The organism is Brevundimonas sp. GN22, assembly GCF_054824005.1.
This window is the reverse complement of the sequence record NZ_JSYD01000016.1, coordinates 64263-87767: the sequence shown is the minus strand read 5'-3', so window position 1 is coordinate 87767 and position 23505 is coordinate 64263. Positions and strand designations below refer to the sequence as shown.

The 23505-nt window shown below is 61.5% G+C and carries 24 protein-coding genes; 13 read left to right on the top strand and 11 right to left on the bottom strand.

Going from position 1 to position 23505, the window contains the following annotated elements:
* Nucleotides 1-209: 209 nt before the first annotated feature.
* The 4 genes from OB03_RS03150 to OB03_RS03135 all read left to right on the top strand — a co-directional run bounded on the left by OB03_RS03150 (nucleotide 210) and on the right by OB03_RS03135 (nucleotide 4435).
* Nucleotides 210-662, top strand: a complete 453-nt coding sequence (locus tag OB03_RS03150; protein WP_461343202.1) for a peptidase S1 — start codon at nucleotides 210-212, stop codon at nucleotides 660-662.
* A 105-nt stretch (nucleotides 663-767) separates the two neighbouring features.
* A complete protein-coding gene (locus tag OB03_RS03145; RefSeq protein ID WP_461343201.1) occupies nucleotides 768-1754 on the top strand; it encodes a pirin family protein in 987 nt (328 codons plus the stop codon).
* Nucleotides 1755-1848: 94 nt separating this feature from the next.
* Complete coding sequence (gene metK / locus OB03_RS03140; protein ID WP_461343200.1) at nucleotides 1849-3039, top strand: methionine adenosyltransferase; 1191 nt, start codon at nucleotides 1849-1851, stop codon at nucleotides 3037-3039.
* A 166-nt stretch (nucleotides 3040-3205) separates the two neighbouring features.
* Entirely contained in the window at nucleotides 3206-4435 is a 1230-nt protein-coding gene (locus OB03_RS03135; protein WP_242912518.1) for an argininosuccinate synthase, read from the top strand.
* Nucleotides 4436-4457: 22 nt separating this feature from the next.
* Here OB03_RS03135 and OB03_RS03130 read toward each other — a convergent pair whose 3' ends face one another.
* Nucleotides 4458-5696: a PQQ-dependent sugar dehydrogenase gene (locus OB03_RS03130; RefSeq protein ID WP_461343199.1), complete on the bottom strand. Its 1239-nt coding sequence runs from the start codon at nucleotides 5694-5696 to the stop codon at nucleotides 4458-4460.
* A 181-nt stretch (nucleotides 5697-5877) separates the two neighbouring features.
* Between OB03_RS03130 and OB03_RS03125 the strand changes: the two genes are divergently transcribed.
* The 3 genes from OB03_RS03125 (at nucleotide 5878) to OB03_RS03115 (ending at nucleotide 7664) form a co-directional block, all read left to right on the top strand.
* Nucleotides 5878-6306, top strand: a complete 429-nt coding sequence (locus tag OB03_RS03125) for a hypothetical protein (protein ID WP_242912520.1) — start codon at nucleotides 5878-5880, stop codon at nucleotides 6304-6306.
* Between the two features lie 86 nt (nucleotides 6307-6392).
* Nucleotides 6393-7025, top strand: a complete 633-nt coding sequence (locus OB03_RS03120; protein WP_461343198.1) for a LysE family translocator — start codon at nucleotides 6393-6395, stop codon at nucleotides 7023-7025.
* Nucleotides 7026-7109: 84 nt separating this feature from the next.
* Complete coding sequence (locus tag OB03_RS03115; protein ID WP_242912522.1) at nucleotides 7110-7664, top strand: CC0125/CC1285 family lipoprotein; 555 nt, start codon at nucleotides 7110-7112, stop codon at nucleotides 7662-7664.
* A 71-nt stretch (nucleotides 7665-7735) separates the two neighbouring features.
* On the opposite strand, the gene OB03_RS03110 is transcribed toward OB03_RS03115, so the two are convergent.
* The 3 genes from OB03_RS03110 to OB03_RS03100 all read right to left on the bottom strand — a co-directional run bounded on the left by OB03_RS03110 (nucleotide 7736) and on the right by OB03_RS03100 (nucleotide 12056).
* Entirely contained in the window at nucleotides 7736-8533 is a 798-nt protein-coding gene (locus tag OB03_RS03110) for an exodeoxyribonuclease III (RefSeq protein WP_461343197.1), read from the bottom strand.
* Nucleotides 8534-8623: 90 nt separating this feature from the next.
* Complete coding sequence (locus tag OB03_RS03105) at nucleotides 8624-9256, bottom strand: LolA family protein (RefSeq protein ID WP_242912524.1); 633 nt, start codon at nucleotides 9254-9256, stop codon at nucleotides 8624-8626.
* Nucleotides 9257-9551: 295 nt separating this feature from the next.
* A complete protein-coding gene (locus tag OB03_RS03100; protein ID WP_461343196.1) occupies nucleotides 9552-12056 on the bottom strand; it encodes an FtsK/SpoIIIE family DNA translocase in 2505 nt (834 codons plus the stop codon).
* A 144-nt stretch (nucleotides 12057-12200) separates the two neighbouring features.
* Here OB03_RS03100 and OB03_RS03095 point away from each other — a divergent pair, with 144 nt between their 5' ends.
* Nucleotides 12201-13451: a UbiH/UbiF/VisC/COQ6 family ubiquinone biosynthesis hydroxylase gene (locus OB03_RS03095; RefSeq protein ID WP_242912526.1), complete on the top strand. Its 1251-nt coding sequence runs from the start codon at nucleotides 12201-12203 to the stop codon at nucleotides 13449-13451.
* Nucleotides 13452-13673: 222 nt separating this feature from the next.
* On the opposite strand, the gene OB03_RS03090 is transcribed toward OB03_RS03095, so the two are convergent.
* The 4 genes from OB03_RS03090 to OB03_RS03075 all read right to left on the bottom strand — a co-directional run bounded on the left by OB03_RS03090 (nucleotide 13674) and on the right by OB03_RS03075 (nucleotide 16121).
* Nucleotides 13674-13871, bottom strand: coding sequence for a Trm112 family protein (locus OB03_RS03090; RefSeq protein WP_242912527.1), 198 nt, complete (start codon nucleotides 13869-13871; stop codon nucleotides 13674-13676).
* 48 nt (nucleotides 13872-13919) lie between these two features.
* On the bottom strand, nucleotides 13920-14582 hold the full coding sequence (locus OB03_RS03085) for an LON peptidase substrate-binding domain-containing protein (RefSeq protein ID WP_242912528.1): 663 nt from the start codon (nucleotides 14580-14582) through the stop codon (nucleotides 13920-13922).
* A gap of 10 nt (nucleotides 14583-14592) precedes the next feature.
* Nucleotides 14593-15489 (bottom strand): thioredoxin, encoded by an 897-nt coding sequence (gene trxA / locus OB03_RS03080; RefSeq protein WP_242912529.1) that lies wholly within the window; start codon nucleotides 15487-15489, stop codon nucleotides 14593-14595.
* Nucleotides 15490-15572: 83 nt separating this feature from the next.
* The gene (locus OB03_RS03075) at nucleotides 15573-16121 is read right to left on the bottom strand and encodes a prolyl-tRNA synthetase associated domain-containing protein (RefSeq protein ID WP_242912530.1); all 549 of its coding nucleotides are present in this window, start codon (nucleotides 16119-16121) and stop codon (nucleotides 15573-15575) included.
* Between the two features lie 71 nt (nucleotides 16122-16192).
* Between OB03_RS03075 and OB03_RS03070 the strand changes: the two genes are divergently transcribed.
* Nucleotides 16193-16933, top strand: a complete 741-nt coding sequence (locus OB03_RS03070; RefSeq protein WP_242912531.1) for a DUF6065 family protein — start codon at nucleotides 16193-16195, stop codon at nucleotides 16931-16933.
* A 71-nt stretch (nucleotides 16934-17004) separates the two neighbouring features.
* On the opposite strand, the gene OB03_RS03065 is transcribed toward OB03_RS03070, so the two are convergent.
* Nucleotides 17005-17691, bottom strand: coding sequence for a response regulator transcription factor (locus tag OB03_RS03065; protein ID WP_461343195.1), 687 nt, complete (start codon nucleotides 17689-17691; stop codon nucleotides 17005-17007).
* Between the two features lie 62 nt (nucleotides 17692-17753).
* The gene (locus OB03_RS03060) at nucleotides 17754-18452 is read right to left on the bottom strand and encodes a YggS family pyridoxal phosphate-dependent enzyme (RefSeq protein ID WP_461343194.1); all 699 of its coding nucleotides are present in this window, start codon (nucleotides 18450-18452) and stop codon (nucleotides 17754-17756) included.
* Here OB03_RS03060 and OB03_RS03055 point away from each other — a divergent pair.
* Entirely contained in the window at nucleotides 18451-19092 is a 642-nt protein-coding gene (locus OB03_RS03055; protein WP_461343193.1) for a thiamine phosphate synthase, read from the top strand. The genes OB03_RS03060 and OB03_RS03055 overlap by 2 nt on opposite strands.
* On the opposite strand, the gene OB03_RS03050 is transcribed toward OB03_RS03055, so the two are convergent.
* Nucleotides 19093-19506, bottom strand: a complete 414-nt coding sequence (locus OB03_RS03050; protein WP_242912535.1) for an NtrZ family periplasmic regulatory protein — start codon at nucleotides 19504-19506, stop codon at nucleotides 19093-19095. It lies immediately after the preceding gene.
* Nucleotides 19507-19896: 390 nt separating this feature from the next.
* Here OB03_RS03050 and OB03_RS03045 point away from each other — a divergent pair, with 390 nt between their 5' ends.
* From OB03_RS03045 to lptE, 3 genes are all read left to right on the top strand, one after another.
* A complete protein-coding gene (locus tag OB03_RS03045; RefSeq protein WP_242912536.1) occupies nucleotides 19897-20346 on the top strand; it encodes a DUF3576 domain-containing protein in 450 nt (149 codons plus the stop codon).
* 84 nt (nucleotides 20347-20430) lie between these two features.
* The gene (gene leuS / locus OB03_RS03040; RefSeq protein WP_242912537.1) at nucleotides 20431-23010 is read left to right on the top strand and encodes a leucine--tRNA ligase; all 2580 of its coding nucleotides are present in this window, start codon (nucleotides 20431-20433) and stop codon (nucleotides 23008-23010) included.
* A complete protein-coding gene (gene lptE / locus OB03_RS03035; RefSeq protein WP_461343192.1) occupies nucleotides 23010-23504 on the top strand; it encodes an LPS assembly lipoprotein LptE in 495 nt (164 codons plus the stop codon). The genes leuS and lptE overlap by 1 nt, the downstream gene beginning before the upstream one ends.
* Nucleotide 23505: the final 1 nt, after the last annotated feature.

The following is a 23505-nucleotide window of genomic DNA, read 5'->3' as shown; positions in this document are numbered from 1 at the left end:
ACGTGTTCGAGTCACGTAAGCGGCACCACTTGTATCTCAAATATTGCAGATCTTATCGCGTGCGAGCGAGCGTGGTTGCGCATGCTTATCCCATATCCATGGTGCTGATCTGAGGGATGGGGTTTCGTTAGATAGCTGGGTGGCCTGATGATGAGATCGGGCCGGAACTTTGATTGCCGATGCGGCAAGAGCTCTACCTGGATCGCACCATGATGAAGACCCTGATTGTTGCCGTCGCCGCACTTGCGACGGCTGCCCCTGCCCTAGCGCAGGATTCCTCGCGAAATCCCGCCTTTGGCGAAGCCACGCTAAGCGCCGGGTTCGACAACGGTGATCCGCTTCAACGCCGCTTCCGTGGCGGTGGCCCCAACGACGCCTCGCGCCTTCCTGGCTCGTGCACGGGGAATGTGGGCACCCCGCCGGACTTTCGCGTAAACTACACGGCTGGCGGTCGTCCGTTGATCTTCCGCAGCGTATCGACGGCGGACACCACTCTGGTCATCAATGGTCCGGACGGTCGTTGGTACTGCGATGACGACAGCTTTGGTGACCTGGATGCCGAGTATCGGTTCAACAGCCCGCAAAGCGGTGTCTATGACGTCTGGATCGGGGTTGTTCGCATGAACGAAGCCGATGCCACCCTGGTCGTCTCGGAACGCTAAAGGACGGATATCTGCTCTGCGCCCCCGGTTTCGCATCGGGGGCGTTTTTGCCCCTTGAAACGGTAACAGTGTTGATTACCTATTAAGCAACATAGGAGATCAACCATGACCCAAAGCGTCATCAGCACCAAACCGCTGGAAAGCCCTTGGCAAGGGCTGGATCCATTTCTGTTCGCCGTTCACCACGTCGATAATTATCCGGCCGGTGATGGTCGCTTGGGCATCAAGCCCGAGGACCGCGCCAAGGAAGGGCAAGGTTGGCGCATGTACCATGGCGAGCGTGTTCCGGGTTTTCCCGCCCACCCGCACCGCGGCTTTGAAACCGTGTCCATCGTGCTGAAGGGCTATGTCGATCATGCCGACTCCCTTGGTGTTGGCGCACGCTATGGGCAGGGCGACGTCCAATGGCTGACCACCGGCGGCGGTATTGAGCACGGCGAGATGTTCCCGCTGGTGAACACTGACAAGCCCAATACGATGGAGATGTTCCAAATCTGGCTGAACCTGCCTCCCGAGGGCAAGTCGGCCAATCCGGCTTTTGAAATGTTCTGGGCCGAGGAAATCCCCGTCATCGAGAAAGACGGTACCAAGGTGACTGTCATCGCCGGTGCGTTTGGCGATGTGCGTCCGCTTGCCCCGCCGACGGACTCCTGGGCATCGAAGCCCGAAAACGAGTTGGCGATCTGGCTTATCGATATCGACAAGGGCGGCAGCATAACGCTGCCGACTGCATCCATGGAGGCTCTTCGACGCGCCTATATCTATGAGGGTCAGGCGAATTTTGATGGCAATGTGCTGCCGGCGAACCATCTCGCCAATCTGGATGCCTCGCGGGTGACCACCATAAGAAACGATCGCGATCAGCGGGTACGTATCCTGTTGCTGCAATCCAAGCCCATCGAGGCACCGGTTGTGGCGCGTGGTCCGTTCGTCCTCAACACCAATGAGGAAATGATCGAGACGGTCATGAAGTACCAGAGCGAGGGTTATGGTCGTTGGCCGTGGCCAACGCGGGCCCATACCCACGACCCTGATGAGGGCCGTTTCATCCGTTACCCTGACGGGCGTCGCGTAACCCCGCCCGCCGGTTAAGGTCAGACAAAGACAGTCACGGGTCGGCAATGACTTGCACGTATAAGCATATCTTTATATGTCTGCATGCATCGCATCATTCAGGAGCCGACCCGTGGCCCGTTCTTCTTTCCAGTTCACGTCCGAAAGCGTCTCCGAAGGTCACCCCGACAAGGTCGCGGACCAGATCTCGGACGCCATCGTTGACCTCTTCCTGTCTAAAGACCCCGAAGCCCGCGTAGCCTGTGAAACCCTGACCACCACGCAACTGGTGGTGCTGGCCGGTGAAATCCGCGGCAAGGGCATCTGGGAAAACAACGGCTGGGTCGGCAACATCGAGCAAGAGATCGAGGACACTGTCCGCCGCGTCGTGCGCGAGATCGGCTACGAGCAAGACGGCTTCCACTGGAAAGACTTCACCTTCCAGAACAACCTGCACGGCCAGTCGGCAGACATCGCCGTGGGCGTAGACTCGACCGACACCAAGGACGAAGGCGCTGGCGACCAAGGCATCATGTTCGGCTATGCCTCGAACGAGACGCCGGAACTCATGCCGGCCACCCTCGCCTATTCGCACAGCATCCTGAAAAAGCTGGCTGGCGTTCGTCACGCCGGTGGTTCGATCCTCGAGCCGGACGCCAAAGCTCAGGTCACGCTTCAGTACCAAGACGGCAAGCCGGTCCGTGCGACCTCGATCGTCGTTTCGACCCAGCACGCGGTGGGCAAGAAGGACGACGTCGAAGGCGTGGTTCGTCCGGTTGTCGAAAGCATCCTGCCGGCTGACTTCATCACCAACGAAACCGTCTGGCACATCAACCCGACCGGCATCTTCGAAATCGGTGGTCCGGACGGCGATACCGGTCTGACCGGCCGCAAGATCATCGTCGACACCTACGGCGGCGCTGCTCCGCACGGTGGTGGTGCCTTCTCGGGCAAGGATCCGACGAAGGTTGACCGCTCGGCGGCCTATGCTGCCCGCTATCTGGCCAAGAACGTGGTTGCTGCCGGTCTTGCCGACCGCTGCACCATCCAGCTGTCCTACGCCATCGGCGTAGCCAAGCCGCAGTCGGTCCACGTTGATCTGCACGGCACCGGCAAGATCGATCCGGAAATCCTTGAAAAGGAACTGCCGGCCATGATCGGTGGCGCGACCCCGCGCTCGATCCGCGAGCATCTGGGTCTGAACAAGCCGATCTACGAGCGCACGGCAAAATACGGTCACTTCGGTCGCGAACCGGAAGTCGACGGCGGCTTCTCGTGGGAGAAGACCGATCTGGTCGACAAGCTGAAAGCACTGGTCGCCTAAGGTCGTATCGACTGCAAGATCATGAAGGCACAGCGTTTCAAGGCGCTGTGCCTTCTTTTTTGCCCGCATTGCGCCAACATACGCTTGCATCGCGGGGGGTTAGGTCTTTTAAGCGCGACAACACCGCCTGAAATGGCGCTCCCCTGTTTTCAAGGATTTGCCGACGATGAGCCTCCCTGCTCCTAAAAAGGTCGTCCTCGCCTATTCGGGCGGTCTGGACACCTCGATCATTCTGAAGTGGCTTCAGACCGAATACGGTGCCGAAGTGATCACCTTCACCGCTGACCTGGGTCAGGGCGAAGAACTGGCTCCGGCCAAGGAAAAGGCTCTGAAGCTCGGCATCAAGGAAGAGAACATCTTCATCGATGACCTGCGCGAAGAGTTCGTTCGCGACTTCGTCTTCCCGATGTTCCGCGCCAACACCGTGTACGAAGGCCAGTACCTGCTGGGCACCTCGATCGCGCGTCCGCTGATCGCCAAGCGCCAGATCGAAATCGCCAAGATGCTGGGCGCCGACGCCGTCTGCCACGGCGCGACCGGCAAGGGTAACGACCAGGTTCGCTTCGAACTGGGCTACTACGGCCTGGCTCCGGACATCCGCGTGATCGCACCGTGGCGCGAATGGGACTTCAAGTCGCGTGAAGCCCTGCTGGCCTTTGCCGAAGCTCACCAGATCCCGATCTCGAAGGACAAGCGCGGCGAGAGCCCGTTCTCGGTCGACGCCAACCTCCTGCACTCCTCGTCGGAAGGTAAGGTTCTGGAAGATCCGGCCGTTGAGGCTCCGGAATTCGTCCACCAGCGCACCATCGCTCCGGAAGACGCTCCGGACGTCGCGACCGTCATTACCATCACCTATGAAAAGGGTGATCCGGTTGCCATCGACGGCGTTGCCATGTCGCCAGCCGAAATCCTGACCAAGCTGAACCAGCTGGGCCACGACAACGGCATCGGCCGTCTGGACCTCGTCGAGAACCGCTTCGTCGGCATGAAGTCGCGCGGCGTCTACGAGACCCCGGGTGGCACCATCATGCTGGCCGCACATCGCGGTATCGAATCCATCACGCTTGACCGCGGTGCCATGCACCTGAAGGACGAGCTGATGCCGAAGTATGCCTCGCTGGTTTACAACGGCTTCTGGTTCTCGCCGGAGCGCGAGATGCTGCAAGCCGCCATCGACAAGTCGCAAGAGAAGGTCTCGGGCACCGTCCGCGTCAAACTCTACAAGGGCAATGTCACCGTCATCGGTCGCGAAAGCCCGAACAGCCTGTACGACCAAGAGCTGGTTACCTTCGAAGAAGGTGCAGTGGCCTACGATCACAAGGACGCTGAAGGCTTCATCAAGCTGAACGCCCTGCGTCTGCGCGTACTGGCCAAGCGCGACAACCGCGCGGGCTAAACGCCTCTAACGCTTTAGACTATCAGGGCCGGGCGATCCTCAGGATCGCCCGGCTTTTGTCATCTGTGACCCATATCGAGCCGTCACGTGCCACCGCCATGGCCACGGGTGTCCCGCGCGGGTGCTGTCCCGAAACGCGGTCCCAGTTGGGCGTGATAATGCGTCCGCGCACGCTGGGCGTATTGGCTGGATACCGCAGCGCTCCACGCGGATAGATGGCGTAATAGCCGTTGGTGTCGGTGAGCGGCACGCCGTCGCCCCCTGTCTCTATGGCCACGATGCGGCCCGCGGTGCGACGATAGCCATGCCAAGTCGAAAGCAGCCTGCCCTCCAGTTCGGGGAACATGCCCCCTGAATAATACATCAGGTCCAGCGGTGCCGCGTGCGGCGGCATGAGCGCCACCGGTTTGTCTCGGCGATCACACCGAGCCTGCGCCGCGCTCCACCCCGGCAAGGGGGTCTGCATGTTCACACAATATGGCCAGCCGTAGTGCCCGCCCTGACGCAGGACATTGACCTCTTCAAACGGGTTGTTCGGGTCATCAAGATCAACCGAGTTCTCGGCCTGTAATATGGTGCCGGAGCTATGTTGCACCAAGGCAATCGAGTTTCTCAGGCCAGACGCAAAGACGGTGCTGTCTTCACTCCAGCGTCCATTGCCTAGATAGGCGTGCCGCCTCACCTGCCCCGTTTCCGCCTCTTCGACGCAAGCCCCGTGTGGGGTCGTACGCGGGCGACCTGCCGTATCGAGACAGCGGTCACTAGGGGCACCGACATTGACCAACAGGTCGCCATTGGCATCGAACACAAAGCTGGACAGCGGGTGGCGGTTGTCGTGCAGCTTATTGTCCGGCAGCCCCCCGATGACAGTCCTCAGACTGGCCTGCGGATCGGCGCCATCCACATCCAGCGTCAGAATACGGTTCATCTCCGACAGATAGATGCGCCCGTCAGGTCCTCTGGCGATGGCGTGGGGCATGGAGAGGCCAGACAAGAGGCGTCGCCAGCGGACAGTCCGGTCGCGGCCTATGCTCATGCGCCACAACGCGCCCCGCCCCGCCGTCCACTCTCCCAGATCACTGACCAGCCAGTCCCCGTCATCCAGAGCGAAGATGTCTCGCGGCATACGAGGCCCCTCACTGCCCGCGCCCTGCCAAACCAGTCCCATGCAATAGTCAGCGACCATGCCGACTCGGGTAGCGGGATAGCCTGCACATTTGCCCGAGGTGGCATAGGGAACCGACGGTGCGGCAGATGCCAATCCAAGACCCAGCGTCGTCGCTAATCCGGCCAGGCCCAGCCTTTTTAAAATCGCTCCCGACACCCGATCACCTCGCATTTGCATAACGATAGTATATCCCGGATGTCGGGAACTGAACTTTGCTGACGATCATTTGAAATCCGTCAGGGGTCGAGGCTCCGCTGTTTTCTGGAGACTTGTCTTGTACCTGCGATGCGTTCTTATCTCTGTAGCCCTTTTCGCCCTTTCGGCTCCGGCGCATGCGCTGACGATTCAAGAGGCACCGGCAGCGGTTGCGCCGTCAGAAGCGGAAATGGAAGCGGCTACCACCCGTTTCGAGGCACGCATGAAGGAACTGGAGGCGGAATTGGACGCCCTCATCGCAGCCAACGCTGGCAATCCTGACGCCATGACCGCCAAGATTGACGAGGTCGTCACCCGCTACCAGCCGGACTTCGATGCCCTCATTCAGGCCAGCGACGTCTATTTCAATGGAGCCATCGCCAGCGCCGCGACACCCGACGAGCGCCAGCAGTTGGAAGCGGCGCGCGCTCAACTCCTGCCCTTACTGCGTGACCTGCCGGATCAAGTCCGCAACGGTGCATTGGCCGTAGCACGCCAGCCCAAGTAAAAATCGACGATCACTTAATGTAGCAAAGCCTGTCATCCGGCGATGGCAGGCTTGACCGCTACGTATGGACGGCTCACAGGGCCGATATGTCCAATCTGCCCGTCGACCCGCATCTGTATGTGACCTATCTGGGGGCCATGGCCGTGATGGCGTTTACGCCCGGACCGGCCAATGTATTTGCCATCGCCACGGGCATGCAGCGCGGCAAGCTGGCGGCGCTGTGGGCGGTACTGGGTATGAATCTGGCCACCCTGACGTGGTTTGGGGCCGCCGCCCTTGGTCTGGGTGCACTGGTCAAAGCTTTCCCGGCCGCATTCAAGCTGATTGCCATCGGCGGAGCGCTATACGTCGCGTGGCTAGGCATCAAATCCCTGATCAAGGCCTTCAAGCCCATCGGTGGTCTTTCCAAGGCCGTGCTGAGCAAAACCCGCAGTCCGGTTTTGGACGGGTTTCTGGTGCAGATCGCCAATCCCAAGGCTATTCTATTTTTCACGGCCGTACTGCCGCCCTTCCTGTCGCTGGACAGGCCGATCGGTCCCCAGCTGATGCTCTTGGGTGCAGGGACGATTGGCTTCGATGTCATCGCTATGTGTTGCTACGGACTGGGCGGCGCGGCCATTGCCCGCATGATGCAGAAGCCCTCCTTCCGGCGAGGTTTCGACATTGCTGTGGGGGTGTTGCTGCTTTTGGCAGCGGGCCTGATTGCGGCACGCTTGTGAAGCGCCTAGCTTTAGTGTTGGAACACCGGCGTTCACGCCCCGTTCAGACGGCATAATGTTCTCTGGGACCAAGGAGAGACTTCCATGAAGATACTTCGCAGAACTCCCATTGCTCTGGCTCTGGTCGGCGCTCTGGCACTCGGCGCCTGCGCAACGGCGACGCCCTATCAGCCTGCCGGCTATAACGGCCAGCGCGGCGGCTATTCCGAGCAGCGTCTGGAATCGGACCGTTTCCGTGTCAGCTTCGCAGGTAACTCTGTGACCTCGCGCGACCAAGTCGAGATGTCGCTGCTGCTGCGCGCTGCAGAACTGACCGTCGAGCAGGGCTACGACTGGTTCCAGACAGTGGACCGCGCTACTGACCGCGACACCCGTTATGTCGCCCAGCCGGACCCCTTCTATTACGACCGCTATCGCCCGTTCTGGGGTCCGCGTTGGCGCTACTACAACCGCGGCATGTGGAGCCCGTGGGGTTCGCCGTGGGGTCCGGAGGTCGATATCCAGCGTATCGACCGCTATGAAGCCACCGCCGAGATCAAGATGGGCCGCGGCGCTAAACCGGCAGGCAACAACGATGCCTTTAACGCCCGTGAAGTGATCGAGAATCTGTCGTCTCGCGTCACGCGCCCGCGCAGCTAACCGACTTCTCCCCGAAGCCCTTCAATACGGGTTTCACGCCCTGACAGCCCTGCTGTCAGGGCGTCGCTTTATCAGACGTCCAGATCCATCACGACTGGAGCGTGATCGCTAGGCTGCTGCCATTCGCGAACGGTATCCAGAACACGGGCGCTACCCTTCACCACGGCTGAACTTAGGCCCGGCGAGGTCCACAGGTGATCAAGCCGCAGGCCTCTATTCGACACCCGGAAGTCCTTGGCGCGATAGCTCCACCAACTGGCGAGTTTCATCGGCTCAGGATGCTGGTCGCGCAGTACGTCGAGGAAGCCGCCTGCATCCTGAAGACGGTACAGCGTCTCGATCTCTATCGGAGTATGACTGACCACCTTCAGCATGTGACGGTGGTTCCAGACGTCATATTCGCCCGGTGCGATATTGAAGTCGCCTGCGAGAACCAGCGGAGCCTGTTTGTCGCGGCGCGCGGCCTCTGCGGTCAGACGCTCATAGAAGTCCATCTTGTGATCGAACTTCGGGTTCAGCGCGCGATCAGGGATGTCGCCGCCCGCCGGAATGTAGAAGTTCTGGATCTCGACCCCTTTGACCATCACCGCGACGTTGCGCGCGTGCTTTTCGCGGCAGACGTCGAGGACTGGCGCTTCGGCAATCGGAAACCGGCTGGCGATGGCGACACCGTGCCAGCCTTTTTGGCCGCCGACCTTGAGGTACGGCATGCCCATATCGATGAAGGCCTGACGCGGGAACTGGTCCTCCGTGCATTTGATCTCCTGCAGGCACAAGACGTCGGGCGCGTATTCGGAAACGAAACGCGACACCTGATCGATGCGCAGACGGACCGAGTTGATATTCCAGGTAACGATGCGAAGGGTCATGGCCGCGCTTTAGCAGTGGCAGGCCCCCTACGTCCAAAAAGAAACGCCCGGGACATGTGCCCCGGGCGTGAAACCTTGGATGAGAGCCCTTTAGTTCCGCGACGGACGACGGGTCGGGTCGCGCAACTGGAACAGACTGTTGGCCAGTCCCGATGCGGGCTGCAGCGAAGTCAACTGAACACGAGTGCGGGCCCCTTGGGCATCGGAGATGGTCCATTCCTGGAGGCGACCGCCGGCGAACGACAGGATCACCGAACCCTCGTTCGGACGACGGGCGTCACGAGCGGTGATGGCATAGGCCCCCGACGACATGCGAGTCACGCGGTCAATCCGCACGCCTTGGTCCAGACGGACGTTACGGGCGAGGAAGGTCGACAGCGGGGTCTGGGCCAGCGGCACCTGACGGAAACTGTTCAGGCGCGGATCGTAGCGGTTGACGTTGTTACCGTCGGCCACGACCAGAAGCCCAGCCGGATTGGTGTACTCGAAGCGCATCTTGCCCGGACGGGACAGCCAGAAGCGGCCTTCGCGGCGCTGGTTGTTCGGACCTGTTTCGACGAAGGTCCCTTGGGCACCCGTCAGATTGGTCAGATAGGTCTGGGCTTCACGCAGGACAGCCTGATCGTCAGCCGAGAGGGTCGATTGCGCGGTCGCGGGCGCAACAACGAATGCAGCAACCATAGCGGCGGCCCCAAGGCCTAGAGCACGTCGAGAAAGCATCATGTCTTAGTCTCCCATTCGGGATTATCGAGACCCCCACCCTGCCCCGTCGGCTTGGCGTCCTCATGACCCAAGGCAGACCATATTCCGGCGGTAGAATGAAGAGGTGTTCAGGTAGATTTATGCCCGTTCATTCACGGACGCTCGTCAACCAAACGAGCAAGGTCAGACGCCGTTCCTCGAAGAACCAAAGCCAGCCAAAAGCGCCCCTCAAGGATGCACTCAAGCAGAGAGCTTCCGCGAAGCGAGCGTAGCGCGTCGGCGTAGCCGACCCCTCAAATACCCGATTGTCTGAAAATCAGACAATCGGCGGCGGGCCCGCCAAAACTTCGCGTTTACCTGCATGGTTGGCGGCCGTAACGACGCCTTCCTGTTCCATGCGTTCGATCAGTGTCGCGGCGCGGTTATAGCCGATCTGCAGACGGCGCTGGACGTAGGAGGTCGAAGCCTTGCGATCGCGGGTGACGATGGCCACAGCGCGGTCGTACAGGTCATCGCCCGAGCCGCCGCCGCCTTCGTCGCCATAGCCTCCGTCACCGTCGCCATCAGGCTCGTCAGTGATCAGGTCCAGATAGTCCGGCTCGGCCTGCAGGCGCAGGTGCTTGCAGACTTCCTCGACCTCGTTATCGCCGACGAACGGGCCGTGCAGACGCGTGATGCGACCACCGCCAGCCATGTAGAGCATGTCGCCCTGACCCAGCAGTTGCTCGCCGCCCTGCTCGCCTAGAATGGTGCGACTGTCGATCTTGGACGTGACCTGGAAGGAGATACGGGTCGGGAAGTTGGCTTTGATGGTACCGGTAATGACGTCCACCGACGGGCGCTGGGTCGCCATGATCAGGTGGATACCGGCAGCGCGGGCCATCTGAGCCAGACGCTGGACGGCGCCTTCCACTTCCTTGCCCGCGACCAGCATGAGGTCGGCCATCTCGTCCATGACGACGACGAGGTAGGGCATGGGTTCGGGGCGGATTTTCTCGGACTCGTAGACCGGACGGCCCTGCTCGTCGAAGCCGGTTTGGACGGTGCGTTCGAAATGCTCGCCCTTTTCCTGCGCTTCGCGGGCGCGTTCGTTATAGCTGGCCACGTTACGCACGCCGAGCTTGGACATGCGGCGATAGCGGTCCTCCATCTCGCGCACAGTCCATTTCAGCGCGACGACGGCCTTCTTCGGATCGGTCACGACCGGAGCCAGCAGGTGCGGGATGCCGTCATAGACGGACAGTTCCAGCATCTTGGGATCGATCATGATGAAGCGGCATTCGGCAGGCGAATGGCGGTACAGGATCGACAGGATCATGGCGTTGACGCCGACCGACTTACCCGAACCCGTCGTACCGGCGATCAGCAGGTGGGGCATGCGGGCAAGGTCGGCGACATAGGGCTCGCCGCCGATGGTCTCGCCCAGTGCCAGCGGCAGCAGGTGCGATTTCTTGTCGTATTCGCCGGACGCGAGCAGGTCGCGCAGGAACACCGTCTCGCGCTTGGCATTCGGCAGTTCGATACCGATAGCATTACGGCCCTGAACCACCGAGATGCGGCAGGCCCGCGCAGACATGGAACGGGCGATATCGTCGGCCAGAGCCACGACGCGGCCGTGTTTCACGCCCGGTGCAGGCACCAGTTCATAGAGGGTAACCACCGGTCCCGGACGGATCTGGTCAATCGTGCCGCGAACACCGAACTCCTGAAGGACGCCTTCCAGCATCTTGGCGTTGGCTTTCAGCGAGTCCTCGTCGACCATGCCGCCGCGCTGGGTCGGCTTGGTCAGGATGCCCAGAGACGGCAGTTCGAACCCGCCCTCATGTTCGAAACGGAAGGTCTGCTGGTCGATATCGACAACAGGCTTGGGTGCCTTGGTCGCGGCGACCTTGGGTTCAGCCTCTCGCGAGCCGCCCTTGGTCGAGGGCGGGGCGACCGGAGCGGGCTCTTCCCACGGGGGGGCGAAGTCGCCTTCGTCCTCGGCGTCATAGGCAGCGCTGGCAGGGGCGCTGGTCGGGGCGACAGGTTGGCTGGCAACCGAAGCAGCGGTCGCCGCAGCCGGAACAACGACCTCTGCGTCATTATATTGTTCAGGCAAGACATGGCGCGGTTTGCGCGGCGCAGCTGCGGCTCGCGCAGGTTCGGCCTTGGCCTTGGCATTCTTGACCTTGGGCCCCTTCGCCGGACGCGCCACGCGAACGTTTGCGCCCTTTTCGGCGGCCCAACCTGCCGTATCAGTCAGATCGCGAAGGCGCAGCCCGACCGTATAGCCCAGCGACCACAGAGCGATGGCGCCGAACACCACACCCACAATGATTTTGGCATAGGGCACGTGGACGGCCGTCAGCCCCTTGGCCAGCAGGCCGGTAATACCGTCACCCCACAGGCCGCCCATGCCGCTGGCCAGGGGCCAAGCCGCAGGCGCGGCCAGAGCCGATAGCGCACCACTTGCGAGCAGAACGCCCATGACAGCAGCAAAGGTCTTCAGACGGGTCGGGTGCAGGCGATGCGGAACAGCATCGCCCAGAGCGACGCCAACCCCGAATGCCCCCACCAGCAATACGCCAATCGCCGCACCAAGGCCTAGAGACTGCATCAGGATGTCGGCCAGTACGGCACCGCCGCCGCCCAGCCAGTTCTTGACCGGCTGCGTCGAGGCTGTGTTCCAGCTGGGATCCGCTGCGTTCCATGAGGCCAGCGCCACAAGGATAAGGGCGGCAATCACCGCCTGCGCAACACCGCGCACACGCACCGCAAAGGGCGCACCCCAGATGATGCGGAACGTGGTCCACGCCCGGTCAACAAGCACAGCAGCAGTCATGAGGCGCACCTCCGGCACAGAACTAACCTCTGCTTGTGCCGGAACAGGGTTAACGCCCTATTTACCAGCGGTCATTCGTGACCTTGTTTCACCATTGATTACGCGGGGCTGGACCTTTGCCCCCTTTGGCGCGACACAAGACCTATGAGCGGTTCTGATTACGACATCATCATTGCAGGCGCAGGTCTGGCCGGAGCGGCCTTTGCGCTGGCGGCGGCGCAGGGTGGACTGAAGGTTGTGGTGGTTGACCCCCAACCGTTCGAAAACCAGTTGGCACCCACGTTTGACGGTCGCTCAACAGCGATTGCCTATTCGACCTTCCGCATGTTGGACGCCTTGGGTCTAGGGGCCTCGCTTCGTCCGCATGCCTGCCGCATGGACCGTATTCTGGTGACCGACGGACAGCGCCCCAGCGCCTCAAGCCGTCCGCCGTCGCCTGCATTTATCCGTTTTGACGCCGACGAAATCGGTGATCGTAACGGTGGCGAGCCACTGGGTTATATGCTGGAGAACCGCCGCATCCGTCAGGCTCTGGCCGAAGCGCTGCCCAAGGCCGAGGTGGAAATCCTCGCCCCCGCAGCCGTTCAGTCGGTCAATGTCGAGCCGGGCGATGCCGAGGTGACGCTCAAAGACGGCCGGACCTTGAAAGCTCCGCTGGTGGTGGGGGCCGAAGGGCGCGGCTCCACCGTGCGGCGCGAGGCGAAGATCGACACCCTGGGCTGGGCCTATAACCAGTCGGGCGTCGTCTGCACGGTAAAACTGGGCAAGGATCACGGCAACGTCGCCCACGAATATTTCCTGCCGGATGGTCCATTTGCCATCCTGCCGCTAACGGAACAGCGCGCTTCGCTGGTCTGGACCGAAAGCACGCGCCGTGCTGACGCCTTGAAGACCTGCTCGGATGAAGCTTTCCAGGCTCACCTGTACCGTCGCTTTGGCGAGTTTCTCGACAGCGTCGAGGTGGTGGGCCCCCGCTTTGTCTATCCTCTGAGCCTGCAACTGGCTGAAAACCTCATTGCGCCGCGCACGGCCATTCTCGGCGATGCCGCCCACGGGGTTCACCCTGTTGCCGGACAAGGTCTGAATATGGGCCTGAAAGACGCTGCTGCGCTCGCCGAGGTCCTGACGGATGCTCTTCGTTTGGGCGAAGATATTGGCTCGGAACTGGTGCTGGAGCGCTATGCCCGCTGGCGCCGCTTCGACAATGCGGTGCTGGCTGCTGGTTTCGACGGCTTCGTGCGACTGTTCTCTAACGACATTGCGCCTGTGCGCCACGCGCGCGACCTCGGCATGGCCATCGTCAACCGCATCGGCCCCATGCGCCGCGCCTTCATGCACGAAGCCGGTGGTGCCACCGGCGACCTCCCTCGGCTTCTTAGAGGTGAGGCTCTTTAGGGCCTCAAGCCGCAAAGCGGCTCGGGCGTGCCGCTACCGCTCGGTGCGCGGCCCCTCGCTGCTTTAGCGAAAGTACAGCCCCCAATATTCGGCCCGTAGCGTCCTGCGCTCAAGCCGCGAGCCCCCGCGGGGCGAGCATAGCGCGGCGCGAAGCGACCAAACCGCAAAAGGGCCGCTAGCATCGCTAGCGGCCCTTTGTGCGAAAAGCATAAAGCATGCAACCTAGTCTTCTAGGCTGCGTGCATCCTCGACCAGCATGATCGGAACGCCTTCGCGGATCGGGAAGGCTAGCTTGGCACCCGCCGAGATCAACTCGTTACGCTCGCGGTCATAGGTCAGACGCCCGCGCGTTACCGGACAGATCAGGACTTCCAGCAGACGCGGGTCCACGGTGACGGGGGTGTTGAAATCATCGCTCATGGTGAGTTTCTAGCCGTGTCGCATCAAAGTTGGAACAGGGATGTGGGTCTATTGAACTCGCGGGGGCGTATCTTCGTCCGAAGCACCACCGGCCCCGTCGATTTGGAGCAAGGCGGTTAGCACCTCACAGCGATCGCGCAGATCCGGAGCCTCGACCAGCGCCTGTTTTTCGGCCGGCTCGAACGGCAGCCCCATAGACAGGCTATTGATCAGGGCTTCGGCCGGTGCGGCCTTGGCCGTGTCCCAGTCGATATCCAGACCTCTCGCGGCCAGATAGGGGGCAAGCGCATCCAGAAAACGCTCGCGATCCAGACCTTCGAACGCGTCCGGTCCTTCCAGATCATCCGCATAGGGTTCGAAGTCGGCCCTCACCTGACGATAGGGGGTCGTGACCTGAAGCTCTGTGGCAATCCGGAAACGCGAAATGCCGGTCAACGTGATCAGATACCGCCCATCGGAGGTTTCAGCGAAACTGGTAATACGCCCTGCACAGCCCACGCGAACCAAAGGCGGGCGTTCGGACAGCGGACCTGCCGTCTGGATCATGCCGATGAGGCGCTCTCCTGCCATCGCGTCATCGATCATGTTCAGATAGCGCGGCTCGAATATATTCAGGGGCAGTTGCCCGCGGGGCAGGATGATGGCCCCGGGTAATGGAAAGACCGGAATGACCTGAGGCAGGTCCGACGATCTTACATATCCCTGAGCCATATTATCGATCCTAACCGAACAGAAGCGAAGACAAACGGCGACGACCGTCCTTGGACACATCACTCATGGTGCCGGCGGCTTCGAACACCGTCAGCAATTCCTTGCGGGCGGCCTGATCATTCCACTCGCGATCCGCTTCGATCACGGCGAGCAACTGGTCGACCGCGCCTTTAAACTCACCCGAAGCCGCTAGAGACTGGGCCAGTTCAAAGCGGGATTGGAGATCCGCGGGGTTGGCTGCGACGCGGGCTTCCAGTTCGGCGCTGGGGCCGGTCGATTTCGACGCGAGGCTCAGTTTAGCGCGCACAGCCTGAACGGCTGGCTCCTTGGAGTCGGCCGGTGCCATATTGATGGTCTGCAGAGCCTGCTCGGTATCACCGTCGGCCAGATAAACGCGGGCGAGACCGGCGATCGCCTTCTCGTTTTCCGGATCGACCGTCATCACCTGCGCAAAAGCCTGCGCTGCACCACCGATGTCGTTGAGCCCGAGCGATTCTTCGCCCAGCGACAACAGTTGCTCGATGTCGGCACTGGCGCTGGAGCCACCGGTCAGGCGGTCGATGAAGGCCTTGATCTGGCTTTCCGGGACGGCACCTTGGAAGCCGTCGACCGGTTGACCGTTGACGAAGGCATAGACCGTGGGGATTGACTGGACGCGCAGTTGGCCCGCGTAGGCAGGGTTGGCGTCGACGTCGATCTTGACCATCTTCACCTTGCCGGCGGCGGCGCGGACGCTCTTCTCAAGAAGAGGGCCCAGCGTGCGGCACGGGCCGCACCAGGTTGCCCAGAAATCGACGATCACCGGCTGGGACTTCGACGCCTCGATCACGTCCTGCATGAAGCTGGCATCCGTACCGTCCTTGATCAGATCGGAGGGCGGAGGGGCGGACGGGTCGGCAAAAGTCATGGATTTCGGCTCCCAAGCGCGAAACAGTAAAATGAATTACCCATCAGATGGTTCTGATGGCGGCCAGACTCAAGGCCAAGGTGTTAGACGATACGTTCCATCCGTTCGAAATCGACCACGAAAGGCGAGCGGCTAAGGCTTTCGAGGAAAGCTCTGAAGGCCGCTTGTTCAAATGCCGTGGTGGCCGTGTTTTCCAACGGGTGGAAGTTGACGATGTCAGCCTGCCACAACCGGGCATCCAGAATGAATGTGACCTCTTGCTGCGGGTCATTGATCAGCCCCAGAGCCGTGACCGAGCCGGGACGCACGCCCAGATATCGCCAAAGCAGGTTTTCGTTTCCGAAAGACAGACGGTCCGAGCCGATCACCTTATGGGTGCGCTTCAGGTCAATAACCGTGTCCTGAGCTGCCGAGATCAGCCAAAGCCTGCCCTTCTTGTCTTTCAGGAACAGGTTTTTGGTGTGAACGCCCGGCATATCGGCCTTGAGTTCAAGCCCCTCCTCCACACGAAACACAGCCGGATGATCGTGGGTGACAAAGGCAATGCCTTTGTCCTGCAGATAGGCCGTCAGTGCGGCTCGGTCGAACGGCGGGCAATATTCGGGTGGCGGAGAAACAGCTACGTCAGTCATTGCGCTTGTCTGGAACTATCGGGCCACTTAGGGAGATGGCGTAAGAAACCGATAGCCTGTGGAGCCGAGACTTGGAACTGGAATGCTATCCGATGAGCGCACGCCCGTGCGATCTGGTGCCGGGGCGACAGTCGCGTAACTGGATGGACGCCTTTGCGTCTCGACATCCCTATCGCTGCCTGCCGCTGACGATGGCCAATACGACGGGCTGGGAAATCCTGTGCCCGTTCGGTTTCAGCGCCGAATGGAATGGTGGTCCGGCCCAGACCGATATCACCATCAAGTCCGACCATCCGGTCCAGAACATGGACCATTTCGTCACCTCGCACTTCTCGCGCGGCGTCGTGACGATGCACCCGCAATACCTGTTCCGCACGCCTCCGGGTTGGGGCCTTATTGCCAAGGGCTCGCCCAACCATGTGAAGGACGGCATCCAGCCACTGGAAGGTCTGATTGAGACGGACTGGCTGCCCTTCCCGTTCACGATGAACTGGATCTTCACCCGTCCGGGCCGCGTAAAGTTCGAAAAGGGCGAGCCCTTCTGCTTCATCCAGCCGGTAGAGCACCGCCGCGTCGAACAGTTCGAGCCTGTCATCCGTACGCTGGAATCCAATCCGGTGATGCAGGGCCAGTTCGAGGCATGGAACCGTGCCCGCACCGACTTCAACCAGCGGCTGGCCAATTTCGAGCCGGACGCCGTGAAGGAAGCGTGGCAGCGATACTACTTCAAGGGTGAAGTGCCCGAAGCCCTGGGTGCCGCACCGGAGACCCACGCCAACAAGCGCCGTCTGAAAATGCCCCGTCTGGGCTGAGACAGGCCTCGTGACCAAGAAAAGCCCGCTGCGGAAATCCGTCAGCGGGCTTTTTGTATTCGGGATGCCGATCAGGGCTGGAGGCGATAACCACCAGCGTCAGTCAGCAGCAGTCTGGCCTGACCCGGCTCGGCCTCGATCTTTTGACGCAGACGGTAGATGTGGGTTTCCAGCGTGTGGGTGGTGACCCCTGCATTATAGCCCCACACCTCGGTCAGCAGCTCTTCGCGCGACACCGGTTTGGTCCCTGCGCGATAGAGGTATTTGAGGATGTTGGTTTCTTTTTCCGTCAGACGAACCTTTTTGCCGCCTGCGTCCACCATCACCTTGGAAGCCGGACGGAATTCGTACGGGCCGATCTGGAAGACCGCGTCCTCGGACTGTTCGTGGCTACGAAGATGGGCGCGGATACGGGCCAGAAGGACAGCAAACCGGAAAGGCTTGGTCACATAGTCATTGGCACCGGAATCCAGACCCAGAATGGCGTCGGAATCCGATGACTGCCCCGTCAGCATGATGACGGGTGTTGAGACCCCAGCCTTGCGGATCAGGCGGCAGGCCTCGCGGCCATCCATGTCGGGCAGGTCGACGTCGAGCAGAATGAGGTCAGCGCGCGCTTCGCGGGCCTGTTTGACCCCGTCTGTCGCATTGGCGACCTGTACCGGGCGGAACTCTTCGTGAAGCGCGAGTTGTTCTGCGAGGGCTTCGCGCAGATCGTCGTCGTCATCGATGATCAGGATCGTCTTGGGCGTCGGCATATAAGAACAATGGCGACCCGAACGGCGTAAGCCAAGAGCCACTCTGCCCTAATCGGCCACAATCATCCGGTTTTTGCCGGATTTCTGGCACCAAACAGTGCCGAACCCACCCGAACGTGTGTCGCACCGCAGCGAATAGCTGCCTCGAAATCCCCGCTCATGCCCATGGAGATGACGGCCAGACCGTTGCGGTCGGCGATATTTTTCAAAAGCTGGAAATGCGGGACTGGGTCTTCATCAACGGGCGGGATACACATTACGCCCTCGACGGCGAGGCCGTATTTCATCCGCGCTATTTCGATGAGAGCATCCGCATCCTGCGGCATGACCCCGGCTTTCTGCGGCTCTGCGCCGGTATTGACCTGCACCAGAACGCGAACGCTGCGCCCCGACTTGGCCATCGCATCTGCCAGCGCCTTGGCCAGTTTTTCGCGGTCCAGTGTTTCGATCACATCGAACAGTTTGACCGCATCCTCGGATTTGTTGGTTTGCAGCGGCCCGATGAGGCGAAGTTCAAGTCCTTCGCGCTGATGCGCCCAGTGCTGATAGGCCTCCTGAACGCGGTTTTCGCCAAAGACCTTTTGCCCAACAGCCAGAGCAGCACTCAACGCCTCGGGGCTTTGGGTTTTGCTGACAGCCGTCAGGATGACGTCGTCGGGCTGCCGTCCGGCCTCGATACAGGTACGTGCGATCTGCTCGCGGGTTCGCGCGAAGTTTTCGGAGATGGACGCAGCGGAAAAAGCAGGATTAGTGGCGGTCATGACTCTTCCTCGGGACGCAGACATCCTGTGGCATACCGCCTTGGCACTAGCGCGCCGTTCGGGCGGTGTCAGCCCGTATGGCCGCAATATACCGCCATTGCTGTTCTTTACCGACCCTGCGCGCACCCCCACGCCGTGGCGCGTAGCGGAACGGATGCCGCAGGGAGCAGGCGTCGTCTATCGCGCTTTTTCCAGACCCGATGCCCGCGAGGTGGGACAGCGTTTGCGGGCAGCATGCGATTTGGCCGGTCTGCGCCTTCTCGTGGGCAAAGACGAGGTCCTCGCGCGGGAGATTTCTGCAGACGGTATTCACCTACCGGAAAACGACATGCATCGGGCAAACTCGTTGCGTGCGGCCAACCCCGACTGGGTCATTACCAGTGCCCTGCACGGCCCGCTTGGTCGCCGTAGCGCACACGCTCTGGACGCTTTTGTTGTCTCACCAGTATTTCCGGCCGGCGGCTCCTCGGCGGACAAGGTCGAACTGGGCGTCACCGGAGCAAACGCTCTGATCGAGGGCCTGCCCTGCCCTGCCTATGCGCTGGGCGGGATCAATGCCGAGAACGCGCATCGGCTGCGCGACACACAGGCGTGCGGGATCGCCGGAATAGACGCTATCCAGGCGGCCTTTAGCGGCTGATTAGAATTTGAAGATGGTTTCCAGACGCACACGCGGTTGCGTGCGGCGATCGGTTTCCTCGACGCGGGCCGGATCGGTCTCGCGCGTGGCAAGATTGGCGGCAGCGCCGACGCGAAGGCGCGGGTTGACGCGATAGAAGGCCCCTGCCTCCACATCGCCCCAGTCGGTACCGCGACCCACAGGCTGATTGAGGTTCAGGTTCAGACCCCAGCGCCCGCTCTCGTTCCAACGCAGACCACGGCGGGTTTGCGTGTTCAGGCCCGAACGTTCGGCGGCGGGGGTGTTGGCAGCTTGGGCCAGACCGACTTGGGCACTACGCGACTGGGCAAGCGCGTCGGTGGACACGCTGGCGAGTGCCAGTGCGCCTACAACCGCCAGACCTGTTACGCCGATGCGCATCAAACCCAAGTCCATTCCAAGCCCGTACACCCTGAGGGGTAGGACGAGCGCCAAACCAATCTGTCCACAGGAACAGATGTCGCGATTAGACACCGCTGATCGTCAGGGTCAACGGCTCCCACCGAAAACGGCTGCACCTCGGAGGCGTTCCGGTGCGAGTCCGTCCCGACCTGTGTCTCAAGCGTCACGAATTTACTCGACCACCAATATGGCCAAGCTAGGAGATCGGCGGAATGTGGCCAATGTTGTTGCACGCCATGCAGATATAATGCCCGACGTCGCACCCACGCTTGTCACACCCCCTTTTCAGCGTGTTATAGAGCAACATTCCGGTGTCTGGTGATCCAGCGATTTGGCTGTGAATCCCGAGTGCCTTTACGTCGAGACCTTTTTGGAGATCTTGGAATGGCTTTTGTTCGTGGCGCTGCTATCGCCCTGGTCGCTACTGGCCTGCTCGTAAGCGGCTGCTCCAGCCTGCCGTTCGTCGGTAAGAAGACCGAAAAGGTTGCTTCGGTTGAAGATCGCCTTGGCATCGGCGTGAATGCCTATCTGTGGCGGGCGACCCTGGACACCCTGTCCTTCATGCCTCTGGCCTCGGCTGACCCGTGGGGCGGCGTCGTGAACTACGACTGGTACGCGAACCCGCAAACGCCAAACGAGCGCTTCAAGGCCACCGTCTTCATTCTGGACCGCCGCCTGCGTGCCGACGCCCTGAACGTGGCCGTCACCAAGGAAGTGCGTGACGCCAGCGGTCAGTGGGTGTCTGCCCCGGTCGCCGCGCAGACCGAAACCGATCTCGAGAACGCGATCCTGACCAAGGCTCGCCAGCTCAACCTCTCCAACGCAGCCCGCTAAGGGCTGCTCTCTCTTCTTTTACTTTAACGCTAGTCCTCAGGCCTGCCTCTCGCGTCCCGTCTGAGGCATTGCCTAGGATACGCCGTGGCCCGCTACGAGCCCAAAGTTACCGAACCTCGCCAACAGGCCCGCTGGGCCGATGCTAACGTCTTTACGGCACCTAACGAGGACACCGGTCGTCCCAAGTATTACGTCCTCGAGATGTTCCCCTATCCGTCGGGCAACATCCATATGGGTCATGCCCGCAACTATGTGATGGGCGACGTCATCGCCCGCTGGAAGCGCGCGCAAGGCTTTGACGTTCTGCACCCGATGGGCTGGGACGCGTTCGGTATGCCGGCCGAGAATGCCGCCATGGAACGTGGTGTGCATCCGGGCGACTGGACCTATTCTAACATCGACAACATGCGCTCGCAGCTGAAGCTGCTGGGCCTGTCGCTGGACTGGTCGCGCGAACTGGCGACCTGCGATCCGGAGTACTATGGCCAGCAACAGGCGTGGTTCCTGGAGCTGATGAAGCGTGGCCTCGTCTACCGCAAGGAAGGCACGGTCAACTGGGATCCGGTCGACAACACCGTGCTGGCCAACGAACAGGTCATCGACGGCCGCGGCTGGCGTTCGGGTGCTCTGGTTGAAAAGCGCAAGCTGACCCAGTGGTTTATCCGCATCACCGACTATGCCGACGACCTGATCGACGGCCTGAAGGAACTTGAAGGCCGCTGGCCGGACAAGGTCCGACTAATGCAGGAAAACTGGATCGGTCGCTCCAAGGGCCTGCAGATGAAGTGGGCCTTCGCGGGCACCGCGCCTGAAGGTTTCGAAGACGGCGTGGAAATCTACACCACCCGTCCGGACACCTTCTATGGCGCGTCCTTCGTCGGTCTGGCTCCTGACCATCCCATCTCCAAGATGCTGGCCGACGCCAATCCGGACGTGGCCGACTTCGTCGCCGAATGCCGTAAGGGCGGTGCTTCGCAAGCCGAAATCGAACAAGCCGAGAAGATCGGCTTGGACACCGGCCTGAAGTGCAAACATCCGTTCACCGGCGAGGCAGTGCCGGTCTGGATCGCCAACTTCATCCTGTCGGAATACGGCACGGGTGCCATCTTCGCCTGCCCTGCCCACGACCAGCGCGACCTTGATTTCGCTCGCAAATATGGCCTGCCGGTCAAGGCCGTGGTGCGTCCGCACGACGCCGACGAAACCTTCACCGTTGCTGACGAGGCCTATACGGGTCCGGGCGTGCTGTTCAACTCGGACTTCATGAACGGCATGGAGATCGAGGAGGCCAAGGCCGCCGCGATCGCCAAGATCGAAGCTGCCGGCACCGGCAAGGGTGCGACCATCTACCGCCTGCGCGACTGGGGCGTCAGCCGCCAGCGCTACTGGGGCTGCCCGATTCCGGTCATCCACTGTGAAGACTGCGGCGTAGTGCCGGTTCCGGCCGACCAACTGCCGGTCGAACTGCCCAAGGACGTCACCTTCGACGTGCCGGGCAACCCGCTGGATCGCCACCCGACGTGGAAGCACGTCAACTGCCCGACCTGCGCCAAGCCGGGCCGCCGCGAGACCGACACGCTGGATACCTTCGTGGACTCCAGCTGGTATTTCGCGCGCTTCACCGATCCGAAGGCCTCGATCCCGATCAACAAGGCTGCGGCTGCCAAATGGCTGCCGGTAGACCAGTACATCGGCGGCATCGAGCACGCGGTACTGCACCTGCTGTACGCACGCTTCATCACCCGCGCCCTGTCGGACGCTGGCCTGATGGACGTGAAAGAGCCGTTCGCGGGTCTGTTCACCCAAGGTATGGTGGTTCACGAGACCTATTTCGACGGCCACGAGCCGAGCGGTAAGCCCAAATGGGTCGAGCCGACCGACGTCCAGATCGAACACATCGATGGCAAGCGCATCGCGCGTCGCCTCTCGACCGGCGCTGAAATCAGTATCGGTGAAGTCGAGAAGATGTCGAAGTCGAAGAAGAATGTCGTCGCGCCTGTCGACATCATCGAGACCTATGGCGTTGACGCTGGTCGTCTGTTCGTTCTGTCGGACAGCCCGCCGGAGCGTGACGTGCAATGGTCGACCGGTGGCGTTGAAGGTGCTTCGCGCTTCGTCCAGCGCGTCTGGAACGAGTTCGACGCCTATGACGCATCGGCACCAGCCAATGCCGACGTCGATGCCAGCCTGATCCGTGAAACGCACAAAGCCATCAAGGCCGTGAGCGAAGGCATCGACAGCTTCCGCTTCAACTCGGCTATCGCAAAGCTGTACGCCTTCCTCGGTGTGCTGAAAGACCATGCCAAAGCGGGTGGCGAAGCCAAGAAGACCGCTCTGTCGGCCCTCGCCCGTCTGGTTGCGCCCTTCACGCCGCACCTTGCCGAAGAGGGTTGGACCCGTCTGGGCATGGACGGCATGGTTCTGGAAGCCGAATGGCCCGTCTATGACGCCAAGCTGGCGGCTGACGATCAAGTCGTCATGCCCGTGCAGATCGGCGGCAAGCGTCGCGGCGAGGTTCAAATGCCGCGCGGTGCCGATCAGGCCGATGTTGAAGCCGCCGCACTCGCCAATGCGACCGTTAAGGCCTACCTTGAGGCCAACAACCTGACGGTCCGCAAGGTGATTGTGGTGCCGAATCGCATTGTGAACCTGGTAGCCAACTGATGAAACGCATCCTTCCCCTGTCTGCCCTTGCCGCCGTAGCCGCTCTGGTCTCGGCGTGCGGGTTCACCCCGATCTATGGTCAGACGGGGGAAGGTGCGATCGGTAGTACCTTGTCGCGCGTTGCGGTTTCGACGCCCGATGACCGACTGGGCTATCGCCTGCGCGAGCAGTTGGAGGACGCGTTTGGTCGCAATGCCTCCCTGCCCCCGCAATATCGACTTGATACGACGGTAGAGCAGTCGCGCCTACCGCTGGGTCGCCGCATCGATGATACAGCCACCCGCTATCAGCTGACCCTCAAGGCAACGTGGACGCTGGTTCCGCTGGCTGGCGGCGAGCCGATCAAGGGCGAGCGCGCCACCACCACGACCTACGCGTCGGCTGACCAGCCCTATGCCGCCATTGCCGCCCAGCAGGACGGCGAGGACCGCGCAGCCGCCGATTTGGCGCGTCTGTTGCGACTGGACCTGATGCGTGTCCTCGGCCAGCGCTGAT

Bases quoted from the DNA above. Each gene is read 5' to 3' on its own strand.
- OB03_RS03115 (WP_242912522.1), top strand. From the start codon at position 7,110: ATGAAGATACTTCGCAGAACTCCCATTGCTCTGGCTCTGGTCGGCGCT.
- trxA (WP_242912529.1), bottom strand. From the start codon at position 15,489: ATGACTTTTGCCGACCCGTCCGCCCCTCCGCCCTCCGATCTGATCAAG.
- OB03_RS03050 (WP_242912535.1), bottom strand. From the start codon at position 19,506: ATGGACTTGGGTTTGATGCGCATCGGCGTAACAGGTCTGGCGGTTGTA.
- OB03_RS03120 (WP_461343198.1), top strand. From the start codon at position 6,393: ATGTCCAATCTGCCCGTCGACCCGCATCTGTATGTGACCTATCTGGGG.
- OB03_RS03045 (WP_242912536.1), top strand. From the start codon at position 19,897: ATGGCTTTTGTTCGTGGCGCTGCTATCGCCCTGGTCGCTACTGGCCTG.
- OB03_RS03145 (WP_461343201.1), top strand. From the start codon at position 768: ATGACCCAAAGCGTCATCAGCACCAAACCGCTGGAAAGCCCTTGGCAA.
- OB03_RS03055 (WP_461343193.1), top strand. From the start codon at position 18,451: ATGACTCTTCCTCGGGACGCAGACATCCTGTGGCATACCGCCTTGGCA.
- OB03_RS03060 (WP_461343194.1), bottom strand. From the start codon at position 18,452: ATGACCGCCACTAATCCTGCTTTTTCCGCTGCGTCCATCTCCGAAAAC.
- OB03_RS03090 (WP_242912527.1), bottom strand. From the start codon at position 13,871: ATGAGCGATGATTTCAACACCCCCGTCACCGTGGACCCGCGTCTGCTG.
- OB03_RS03135 (WP_242912518.1), top strand. From the start codon at position 3,206: ATGAGCCTCCCTGCTCCTAAAAAGGTCGTCCTCGCCTATTCGGGCGGT.
- OB03_RS03150 (WP_461343202.1), top strand. From the start codon at position 210: ATGATGAAGACCCTGATTGTTGCCGTCGCCGCACTTGCGACGGCTGCC.
- OB03_RS03075 (WP_242912530.1), bottom strand. From the start codon at position 16,121: ATGACTGACGTAGCTGTTTCTCCGCCACCCGAATATTGCCCGCCGTTC.
- OB03_RS03105 (WP_242912524.1), bottom strand. From the start codon at position 9,256: ATGATGCTTTCTCGACGTGCTCTAGGCCTTGGGGCCGCCGCTATGGTT.
- OB03_RS03095 (WP_242912526.1), top strand. From the start codon at position 12,201: ATGAGCGGTTCTGATTACGACATCATCATTGCAGGCGCAGGTCTGGCC.
- OB03_RS03110 (WP_461343197.1), bottom strand. From the start codon at position 8,533: ATGACCCTTCGCATCGTTACCTGGAATATCAACTCGGTCCGTCTGCGC.
- OB03_RS03085 (WP_242912528.1), bottom strand. From the start codon at position 14,582: ATGGCTCAGGGATATGTAAGATCGTCGGACCTGCCTCAGGTCATTCCG.
- OB03_RS03065 (WP_461343195.1), bottom strand. From the start codon at position 17,691: ATGCCGACGCCCAAGACGATCCTGATCATCGATGACGACGACGATCTG.
- lptE (WP_461343192.1), top strand. From the start codon at position 23,010: ATGAAACGCATCCTTCCCCTGTCTGCCCTTGCCGCCGTAGCCGCTCTG.
- OB03_RS03100 (WP_461343196.1), bottom strand. From the start codon at position 12,056: ATGACTGCTGCTGTGCTTGTTGACCGGGCGTGGACCACGTTCCGCATC.